The sequence below is a fragment of the Pseudomonas sp. genome, assembly GCF_035512415.1.
Classification (GTDB): domain Bacteria; phylum Pseudomonadota; class Gammaproteobacteria; order Pseudomonadales; family Pseudomonadaceae; genus Aquipseudomonas.
Genome location: NZ_DATKDZ010000033.1, coordinates 1 through 9,648, shown reverse-complemented (window position 1 = coordinate 9,648; position 9,648 = coordinate 1). Strand labels below are relative to the sequence as shown.

Sequence of the window (9,648 nt, the reverse complement as noted above, 5' to 3'; positions counted from 1 at the left end):
TCAATATGCGCTATAGGATGGCCAGAGCAACTTCACTATCCCCAGAACAACCATGTCCCGATACCTGCCCGGCTTCTTCAAAAAAGTGCCGCGGGGGTTGAAGGGTTGAGTGTTCTTGGGGTTTTTCTACAGCTACGTTAGGTGCCAATTAAAGCCATGGGCGGAATTCAGTGATAAAAATAATTTCTATTTTCTTTGCTGTAACGCTCAGCGTACTCGCCACTGTAATGTCGCAGGTTTCCGCCTTAGGATTATTTTTTGTCGGCACCGTCATATGTTCGGGAATATATTTTCGTTCTAGGTCACTACAAACCGCTGAGGCTATACCCTGAAATCCAGCACAGGTAATCGTGTTGGCCAAGTGCTTATCATAGCTCCGTTAATAACAGCTGCCATAGTGATAGCTGGAATGTCAGGGACTTTTACAAAGTGAAGTATGGGCTCTGCTGGTCGGCTAACAAGTCGCTTAAATCGCTCACCTCATGCGCTGGGATGGTGAGCAACCGGGGACAAACCACGATTAATTTTATTCGTTATGTCAAAACCGTGACCTATTCCCTGATACCCACGACAATACAGACTTTATTCTCAAACTCATCCACAAGCATTTTTCTTCTTCGGCGCTTTTCCTGTTGCGCCCCGAGAATTCTGATTGCCGGCTTGCTTGGGCTTCACGCTGTTGCCTTAACCGCGAGCCTGCAGCCATTCACTGCTGCATCTCGGCCTACATCTGTTTTGATTGTAGATCGGCCTCTCGAAAGCCCTGCTCCATGTTGCCAGCGGACTCGTTTAACGCAGCTTTGACTCTCGCCGCATCAACATTCAGCAGCGGCCGGTCTATCGGGGCAGCAGGATGAGCAAGCAGTGAAGACTCTACGGCTCTGGTCGCCCTACAACCGATGCAGGTTTTCGACCCTTGATCGACACCACCAAACGCCAGAAAGCAAAAGGCCCCGACAACTTATTAGTTATCAGGGCCTTAACTGAATCTATATGGCGGTGAAGGAGAGATTCGAACTCTCGATACGATTTCTCGTATACACACTTTCCAGGCGTGCTCCTTAAGCCACTCGGACACTTCACCGGGTATCGACATTCATTGCTGTCTGTCGAGGCGCGCTAATCTAGCCGAACAGCCCGCCAAAGGCAAAAGTTTTTTTCAGAATTTTCATGTGCTTATAGCCCGCTGCTCGGGATCGGACGGCTGGTCCTGCTCGGCCCGCGGAAATGTCTGGCGGCCGAACAGTAGAAAACCCAGGGAAATAAACAGGCTAAAGGCAAACACGCCCAGGGTGCCCAGCGGGGTCTGGCTGCTGCTGTGGATGGTGAGCAGCAGCAGGCCCAGCAACAAGGCCATGGCCAGCACGGCGCGCCATCTATGTTGTACGGGGGTTGATCTGGGCATTGGGCTTCTCCACGGTCGGATGCGGACCATGAGCCAGCCGCGCGCCAGCAGCCAATTGCCTCTATCAGGCTGTTGAAAAACTACCTGCGTTACCGATACGGCGTTAAAAACAGGCTCGGAATGCTCATTTACAGCAGTAAACTCCGCTTCCTCGCCTGTTTTTGCCTTGTCTCGGCCGCCTCGCCTACGTTTTTCAACGGCCTGCTATTGATCGACGCGATAGGCAGCGCACCCCGCTCCCGGCGGCGCGAACCACCAGCGGCGCTGACTCACCAGTCAGCCATGGCGCTTTACCTGGCCTGTGCGGATGGGTAACGTCTGCTCCACTTCAGTCCAAGGAACCCGACCATGAGCGACCTGATCAGCTACCAACTCGAAGATGGCATTGCCACCCTGACCCTGTGCAACGGCAAGGTAAATGCCATTTCCCCGGATGTGGTCACCGCTTTTAATGCGGCCCTGGATCGCGCCGAACAGGACAGGGCCATCGTTATCATTACCGGCCAGCCGGGCATTCTCTCCGGCGGCTATGACCTTAAGGTGATGACCTCGGGCCCGCAGAACGCGATCAACCTGGTGGCCGCCGGTTCGACCCTGGCGCGCCGCATGCTCGCCCACCCCTTCCCGATCATCGTCGCCTGCCCTGGCCATGCGGTGGCCAAGGGGGCCTTTATCCTGCTGTCGTCTGACTACCGCATCGGCGTCGAGGGTGCCTTCAGCATCGGTCTCAACGAAGTGCAGATCGGCATGACCATGCACCACGCCGGTATCGAACTGGCCCGCGACCGTCTGCGCAAGTCGGCCTTCCACCGCTCGGTGATCAATGGCGAGATGTTCGATCCGCAGGGTGCGGTGGATGCCGGCTTCCTCGACAAGGTAGTGCCGGCCGAACAGCTGCAGGCAACCGCCCTGGCCGTCGCCCAGCAGATGAAGAAGATCAATATGACTGCGCACAAGAACACCAAGCTGAAAGTGCGCAAAGCCCTGCTCGAAGCCCTCGACCTGGCCGTCGAGCTGGATAAACAGCCGATGAGCTGACCCCGCACCGGCCATGCACAGCCCGGCCTTGAGCGCCGGGCTTTTTATTGTGCGCAGGAAGGTGGCTGAACCGGCCATTCTGCCCGCCCTGCCCCCCGCACGATAAGCGCCGATGGCCACAGAAAGCAGTCTGTTTGCAGCAATTGCCGAAAGCAGTGCACGCCCGTACACTGCGCGCCTTTTTCTTATGACGGACGTACTAAATGCTTTTCCTTCTGCGCATGCTGGCGATGGCCGTGCACTTTATCCTCGCCGGCATCCTCGGTCTGCTGCTGGGCATCTGCCGGCCGTTCAACCCCGATAACAGCCGGATCTGCGCACGCCTGTACAGCCTGCCGGCGCTGTGGCTGCTGCGTCTGCGCCTGCAAGCCGAGGTCGGCTCGCTACTCAAGCAACGCGAGCCTTGCGTGATAGTGGCCAACCACCAGTCCAACTACGACCTCTATGTGCTGGGTGCCGTGGTGCCCAGGCGCACCGTCAGCATCGGCAAGAAAAGCCTGAAGTGGGTGCCCTTCTTCGGCCAGCTCTACTGGCTGGCCGGCAACGTGCTGCTCGACCGCGGCAATGCCCTGCGCGCCAGACAAGCCATGCTCACCACTACCGAGACGCTCAAGCACAAGGACACCTCGATCTGGGTGTTCCCCGAAGGCACGCGTAACCTCGGCGATGGCCTGCTGCCGTTCAAGAAAGGCGCGTTCCAGATGGCGATTGCCGCCGGTGTGCCGATCATCCCGGTGTGCGCCAGCACCTACGTCAAGCATATGCAGCTCAACCGCTGGAACAGCGGCGCGATCATGATCCGCGCCCTGCCGCCCATCGCCACCACCGGCCTGGGCCCGGATGACTTGCCGCAGCTGATGGAAAGCTGCCACGCACAGATGCAGCAGTGCATCGAAGCCATGGATCGGCAACTCAGCCAGAGCGCCTGACGCAGCCAGAAACGCCTGCAAAGCCCAGCCCGCGTGCTGGGCTTTTTATTGCCTGATGCAACCCGCATAGCCGCGGCTCCATCACACCGACAGCGAGCAAGCCGCTAAGCTGCGTGCTGAGGTCACCGTCAATAAGGAAACACTATGGGTCGCGTTGTTGCCGCCGCCGTTTACAGCAAGGGCCAGAAGGTCAGCGATATCAGCCTTGATGAAGGCAAGCAGTGGGCGAAAAAGCCTGGTCACTTTGTCTGGATTGGCCTGCATGAACCCGCCAGCGAAGAGCTGACCAACCTGCAGCAGCAATTCGACCTGCATGAACTGGCCCTGGAAGACGCCCTGCAGCGGCACACCCGGCCCAAGCTGGAAACCTTCGGCGATGCGCTGTTTCTGGTGCTCTACTCGCCCATCCTGGTCGACGACGAACTGACCTTTGTTGAAACCCAGCTGTTTGCCGGCAACGGTTACATCATCAGCGCCCGCTACGGCGAATCCGCGCCCTACTCCCAGGTGCGCCAACGCTGCGAGGCGCGTCCGCTGCTGCTGGAGCATGGCGAAGATTTCGTGCTCTACGCCCTGCTCAGCTTCGTGATCGAGAACTACCGCCCGCTGATGGACAGCTACCACACCGAGCTTGAGGAAGTGGAACAGCATGTGCTGAAAAACCCACTGAGCCAGGCCGATGTTGAACGCATCCAGGGCCTGCGCCGCGACCTGCTGCGGTTGCGCCGCTATATCGGGCCGCTGGCGGAAATCTGCAAGGAGCTGCAGCGCCTAGAATTCCCGTTTATCGACAAGAACATGCGCCCCTACTTCCGCGACGTGGCGATCCACGTCAACCGCCTGCTGGAAGACCTGACCGGCCTGCGCGAAATGGCCGACCACGCCATCGAGATCGGCCTGCTGCTGGAGTCCTCACGGCAAAGCGTCACCCAGCGCAAATTCGCCGCCTGGGCGGCGATCCTGGCCTTCCCCACGGCGGTGGCAGGAATCTACGGGATGAATTTTCAGAACATGCCAGAGCTTGCCTGGCAATACGGCTACTTCGGCGTGCTCGGTTTGATCACCACCGGCTGCGTCGGGCTCTACTTCAGCTTCAAGCGTTCCGGCTGGTTATAAAAAACCGTCTGGAGCGATTTTTAACGTCGCGTAGCGGCGGCCCGCAGGGCGGCGGCCATGGATGGCACGCCATAAAAAAGGCCGGTCATTGACCGCATTGCTGTTCACATAAGAAAAATGCCGCTTCTCCCTTACCGGGGGAAGCGGCATTTTTTGCGTTCAGGGCCGTAGGGTGGGTGGGGCCGCCTAGGTGGTAACCCATCAGCCAATTGATGGGTTACCACCCATCCTACGGTCTAACTAACCCACCCGAACGAAATCTGCTTGCTGCGGGTAACGGGGACATCGTCATAAAAAAGCCCGGTCACACTGACCGGGCTTTTTCGTCCAACCGCGAGTTACTCGGCCAGGCCGGCACGGCCATGGGCGACGAAGCGCATCATCCACTCGGCCACGGTGTGGCCCTGGTGGTCGTGCTGCAGGCTGTCGACGCCCTTGGAGTACGCCGGCTCGCCGATATGCTGTTGGCGTAGGTCGAGCAGCGCGCGCGAGTAGTCATGCACGAACTCGGGGTGGCCCTGGAAGCACAGCACCTGGTCGCCGATGCAGTAGGAGGCAATCGGACAGAACTCGCTGCTGGCCAGCAGGGTGGCGTTTGCCGGCAGTTGGGTGACCTGGTCCTGGTGGCTGATCAGCAGGGTCAGGTCTTCCAGATCGGGGCTCATCCAGGTCGGTTTGTTCGCCATGCGGTACTGATGGATACCCACGCCCCAGCCCTGCACCGCGCGCTCGGCCTTGCCGCCCAGCAGCAGCGCCAGCAGCTGATGACCGAAACACACACCCAGCAGCTTGTCGCCACGGTTGTAGCGCTCCAGCAGGTAGGTTTTCAGGGTCTGGATCCAGGCGTCAGGACCAAAGGAATCCGCCTTGCTGCCCGTCACCAGATAGGCGTCGTAGCGCTCGCTGTCCGGCGGGTAATGCCCCTCCATCACGTTGTACACCTTGAACTCGGCAGCAATCGGCTGGCGGGCGAACAACTGCTCGAACATACGGCCATAACTGTCGTATTGGTCGACCAATTCAGGGCGAAGAACATCGGTTTCCAGGATGCAGATCTGCAGCGGCATATGGGCGGTTACCTAGGGCGCAGGAGGGTTGTTTTACCAGCGCGCAAGCGTGCCTGCTGACAGGCTGCAAGGCAATAGCTGCGGGCTAAACCCGACCAATTACTCGAGGCCCATCAGCGCTCTCGATAGTCACCATAAGCACCATTCACTTCTGTCGATAGCGGCACGCGCAGATGATCTGGCCATCGGGCACTGCGCCCCACTTACCAGAGGACATAACCATGACCAGTTTCTCCGCCATCGCCAGCCTGCTTGCCGCATCGGCCTTCAACAGCAACCAGAGCGCGAGCAGCCAGCGCCAAGCCGAGAAAGTGCAAGCCGCACAACTCAAGGCTGACCAGAACCCCGCCAGATAACTGCGCCCCGCAACCAGGAGGACGCCATGAGCATCACCCACGCGCTAAGCCACCAGAACGTCTATGGCGTGACCTACGCCACTGTCGACCGCAATGGCATCCACTTCGAGTCCGAGCTGGCTATCCAGTCGGTCGATGGCAAGTTGACCACCCTGAAGATGCCCACGGGCCTGAGCGAGCGCCAGGCCATCAGCCAACTGCTGAGCACTTGCAGGACCTGACCCCTGGCCGTCCCAGAGGCGCTTTCAGGCTGTCAGGCGGCTATCACTATTCGCTTAGCAGGCGCTGGTTGGACTTAGTGCATTGCGCCTGCTCGCGCGCGCTGCCGCTCAGGCTCTCCAACTGCCCCGTGCAGGCAGCCAGGTTGCTGGTTTTACGCAGGCGCAAACGCGCCTCGGTATCGACCGTTATCAGGTAGGCGTGGTCGTAGCGGTCCTTGTCATACCAGGCATCGATCAGCTGAGCGCTGACCACGCAGCGATACTGGCGCTGCACGGTAAAACCCTGCATGCGATCGCGCATAAAGATGTGGTGGTAGCGCACCCAGTCCCGCTCGCGTATGCCCTGCAGCCGCGCCGCCTCGCAATCGGCCAGGGTGGTGATATCGGGCTCGTGGAGAAACACGCTCTGGGCCAGGTTGGATCCGCCCAGATTGGCCGTCGCCACTAGATACACCCGATCCTCGGCCGCCTGGGCCATACCGGCCAGTGCCGCCAACAACAAAATAGCTGCGCGTAACATGTCCACCTCCCTGAAAAACACGCAGCCTAAACAAGCAGGCCAATAATGGCCATGGGCCATAGACAAAAACCGCTATTGGACCACAAGACTGGGCGGTTGAAGAGCAAGCCGCCGCCAGCCAGTTATCTGCGCGCTGAAACAAAAATGCCGTTCGCCTGGGAAAGCGAACGGCACGGGGTACGCGGCTGACTGTTAGAACGCCTGGTTCTTCGCTGCTTTCTCCAGCAACAACGCAGGCGGCAGGAAGCGCTCGCCGTACTGCTCAGCCAGGTACTGGGCGCGGGCAACGAAATCCTGCACGCCGTACTGGTTGATAAACTGCAGCGCGCCGCCGGTCCAGGCGGCAAAGCCGATGCCCATGATCGAGCCGATATTGGCGTCGGCAACCGACTTGAGCACACCCTCTTCCACACAGCGCACGGTTTCGATGGCCTGGATAAACAGGATGCGATCACGTACATCGATCTGCGAGATCTGCGCATCGCGCTTCTCGAAACGCGCTTTCAGCTCCGGCCACAGGTGCTTCTTGCCACCCGCCGGGTAATCGTAGAAGCCCGCACCCGCCGCTTTGCCCGGACGTTTGTACTCGCCCAGCATCATGTCGATCACGGCAAACGCCGGGTGCTCGGGGATGGATTTACCCTCGGCCGCCAGATCCTTAATGGTCTGCTGACGAATATGATTCATCAGGCTCATCGACACTTCATCGCTGATCGCCAGCGGGCCAACCGGCATGCCGGCCTTACGCGCTTCGTTCTCGATCATCGCCGCGCTCACACCTTCGCCCAGCATGGCCAGACCTTCGTTGGTGAAGGTGCCAAACACCCGCGAGGTGAAGAAACCGCGGCTGTCGTTGACCACAATCGGGGTCTTCTTGATCTGCATGACGTAGTCGAAGCCACGCGCCAGGGTTTCGTCGCTGGTGTGCTCGCCCTTGATGATTTCCACCAGCGGCATCTTGTCCACCGGGCTGAAGAAATGCAGGCCGATAAACTTGTCCTGCTTCTGCACCGCGTTGGCCAGGCCGGTGATCGGCAGGGTCGAGGTGTTGGAGGCGATCACCGCATCCGCCAGCGCCGCACGCTCGGCAGCCGCGGTAACGTTAGCCTTAAGGTCGCGATCCTCGAATACCGCTTCGATAATCAGGTCGCAGCCGGCAAAGTCGGCATCGCTGACGGTGGGTTTGATCCGCGCCAGGATGCCATCGCGCTTGTCAGCGCTCATCTGGCCACGGCCAACCTTCTTCTCCAGCAGCTTGGCCGAGTAATCCTTACCCTTCTCGGCGGCCTCGATGGAGATGTCCTTGAGCACCACCTCGATGCCGGCCACCGCCGACACATAGGCAATGCCCGCGCCCATCATGCCGGCACCCAGCACGCCAACCTTCTTGGTCACGTAGGGCTCGAAGCCTTGCGGGCGAGAGCCGCCAGCGTTGATTTCATTGAGCTGGAACCAGAAGGTACCAATCATGTTCTTCGCCACTTGCCCGGTGGTCAGTTCGGTAAAGTAGCGCGCCTCGATAATCTGCGCGGTGTCGAAGTCGACCTGGGCACCCTCGACGGCGGCGCACATGATCTTCTCCGGTGCAGGGAAGCAGCCCTTGGTCTTGTCGCGCAATACGCTCGGGGCGATAGCCAGCATCTGCGCCACATTCGGACTCGACGGCGTACCGCCTGGAATCTTGTAGCCGGCGACATCCCACGGCTGCTTGGGTGCCGGGTTGGCGGCGATCCAGGCGCGGGCCTTGGCCAGCAGGTCATCCTTGTCGGAGGCCAGTTCGTGGATCAAGCCAGCCTTGAGCGCGGCATCCGGACGGACCTTCTTGCCTTCGGCCAGATACGGCAGGGCCTTTTCCAGACCGAGCAAACGCACCATACGCACCACCCCGCCGCCGCCTGGCAGCAGGCCGAGGGTTACTTCCGGCAGGCCCAGTTGCACGCTGGAACTGTCCAGGGCGATACGGTGATGGCAGGCCAGGGCAATTTCCCAGCCGCCGCCCAGGGCCGCGCCATTGATCGCCGCAACCACCGGCTTGCCCAGGCATTCCAGGCGGCGCAGTTGGCCCTTGATATTGAGGATCATCTGGTAGAAGGCCGGTGCATCGGCCTTGGTGACCTTGATCAGCTCATTGAGGTCGCCGCCGGCAAAGAAGGTCTTCTTCGCCGAAGTAATAACGACCCCGGCGATGGCGTCCTTCTCGGCTTCCAGGCGGTCGACGATCTTGCCCATGGCCTCGCGGTACACCGCGTTCATGGTGTTGGCGCTCTGGCCGGGCATGTCCATGGTCAGAACGACGATATTGTCCTGGCCTTTTTCGTAACGGATGGCGTCAGTCATTTTTCTTATCTCCGCCTCAAACTCGTTCAATGATGGTGGCGATACCCATGCCACCACCTACGCACAATGTGGCCAGGCCGTAGCGCAGTTGGCGCTTCTCCAGCTCGTCGATCAGGGTGCCGAGGATGGCGCAACCGGTCGCACCCAGCGGGTGGCCCATGGCGATGGAGCCGCCGTTGACGTTGACCTTGTCCTCCGAAACGCCCATGTCCTTCATAAACTTCATCACCACCGAAGCGAACGCCTCGTTGACCTCGAACAGGTCGATGTCATTGACGTTCAACCCAGCCTTGGCCAGCGCCTTGCGCGTGGCCGGCGCAGGGCCGGTGAGCATGATGGTCGGATCGGTACTGGTCACGGCGGTGGCGACGATGCGCGCACGCGGCTTCAAACCCAGCTCCTTACCCTTGGCCTCGGAACCGATCAGCATCAAGGCGGAGCCATCGACGATGCCGGAGCTGTTGCCTGGCGTGTGTACGTGGTTGATCTGCTCGACATGGCTGTAAACCCGCAGCGCGGTGCTGTCGAAGCCCATCTGGCCCATCATCTCGAAACTCGGCTTGAGCTTGCCCAGGCCTTCGAGGGTGGACTCGCCACGGATAAATTCGTCGTGATCGAGCAGCACGATGCCGTTCTGGTCAGCCACCGGGATCAGCGAC

Annotated in this window: 11 protein-coding genes and 1 tRNA gene; 5 read left to right on the top strand and 7 right to left on the bottom strand. The window is 59.9% G+C overall.

From position 1 onward, the window contains the following. Positions 1-148: 148 nt before the first annotated feature. From VMP31_RS16170 to VMP31_RS16160, 3 genes are all read right to left on the bottom strand, one after another. Positions 149-361 carry a hypothetical protein gene (locus VMP31_RS16170; RefSeq protein ID WP_325508726.1) on the bottom strand — a complete coding sequence of 71 codons (213 nt, stop codon included), beginning with the start codon at positions 359-361 and terminating at the stop codon, positions 149-151. 633 nt (positions 362-994) lie between these two features. After that, positions 995-1,084, bottom strand: a tRNA-Ser gene (locus VMP31_RS16165). A gap of 84 nt (positions 1,085-1,168) precedes the next feature. Continuing rightward, positions 1,169-1,405, bottom strand: coding sequence for a hypothetical protein (locus tag VMP31_RS16160; protein WP_325508725.1), 237 nt, complete (start codon positions 1,403-1,405; stop codon positions 1,169-1,171). A gap of 348 nt (positions 1,406-1,753) precedes the next feature. Between VMP31_RS16160 and VMP31_RS16155 the strand changes: the two genes are divergently transcribed. From VMP31_RS16155 to VMP31_RS16145, 3 genes are all read left to right on the top strand, one after another. After that, positions 1,754-2,443, top strand: coding sequence for a crotonase/enoyl-CoA hydratase family protein (locus VMP31_RS16155; protein ID WP_325508724.1), 690 nt, complete (start codon positions 1,754-1,756; stop codon positions 2,441-2,443). Positions 2,444-2,646: 203 nt separating this feature from the next. Beyond that, positions 2,647-3,372 (top strand): 1-acylglycerol-3-phosphate O-acyltransferase, encoded by a 726-nt coding sequence (locus VMP31_RS16150; protein ID WP_325508723.1) that lies wholly within the window; start codon positions 2,647-2,649, stop codon positions 3,370-3,372. Between the two features lie 144 nt (positions 3,373-3,516). Continuing rightward, positions 3,517-4,488 (top strand): magnesium and cobalt transport protein CorA, encoded by a 972-nt coding sequence (locus VMP31_RS16145; RefSeq protein WP_325508722.1) that lies wholly within the window; start codon positions 3,517-3,519, stop codon positions 4,486-4,488. 338 nt (positions 4,489-4,826) lie between these two features. Here the strand turns inward: VMP31_RS16145 and VMP31_RS16140 are convergent, their stop codons facing one another. Further along, complete coding sequence (locus VMP31_RS16140) at positions 4,827-5,555, bottom strand: amidotransferase (protein ID WP_325508721.1); 729 nt, start codon at positions 5,553-5,555, stop codon at positions 4,827-4,829. 221 nt (positions 5,556-5,776) lie between these two features. Between VMP31_RS16140 and VMP31_RS16135 the strand changes: the two genes are divergently transcribed. Together VMP31_RS16135 and ptrC are read left to right on the top strand one after the other, a co-directional pair. Beyond that, on the top strand, positions 5,777-5,911 hold the full coding sequence (locus VMP31_RS16135) for a hypothetical protein (protein ID WP_325508720.1): 135 nt from the start codon (positions 5,777-5,779) through the stop codon (positions 5,909-5,911). 26 nt (positions 5,912-5,937) lie between these two features. Then, positions 5,938-6,132 (top strand): type III secretion system co-regulatory protein PtrC, encoded by a 195-nt coding sequence (gene ptrC / locus VMP31_RS16130; protein ID WP_325508719.1) that lies wholly within the window; start codon positions 5,938-5,940, stop codon positions 6,130-6,132. Positions 6,133-6,178: 46 nt separating this feature from the next. Here the strand turns inward: ptrC and VMP31_RS16125 are convergent, their stop codons facing one another. The 3 genes from VMP31_RS16125 to VMP31_RS16115 all read right to left on the bottom strand — a co-directional run. Continuing rightward, positions 6,179-6,652 (bottom strand): hypothetical protein, encoded by a 474-nt coding sequence (locus VMP31_RS16125; protein ID WP_325508718.1) that lies wholly within the window; start codon positions 6,650-6,652, stop codon positions 6,179-6,181. A 192-nt stretch (positions 6,653-6,844) separates the two neighbouring features. Beyond that, a complete protein-coding gene (locus VMP31_RS16120; protein WP_325508717.1) occupies positions 6,845-8,989 on the bottom strand; it encodes a 3-hydroxyacyl-CoA dehydrogenase NAD-binding domain-containing protein in 2,145 nt (714 codons plus the stop codon). 16 nt (positions 8,990-9,005) lie between these two features. Next, on the bottom strand, positions 9,006-9,648 hold a 643-nt coding region (locus VMP31_RS16115), incomplete at its 5' end, for an acetyl-CoA C-acyltransferase (RefSeq protein ID WP_325508716.1).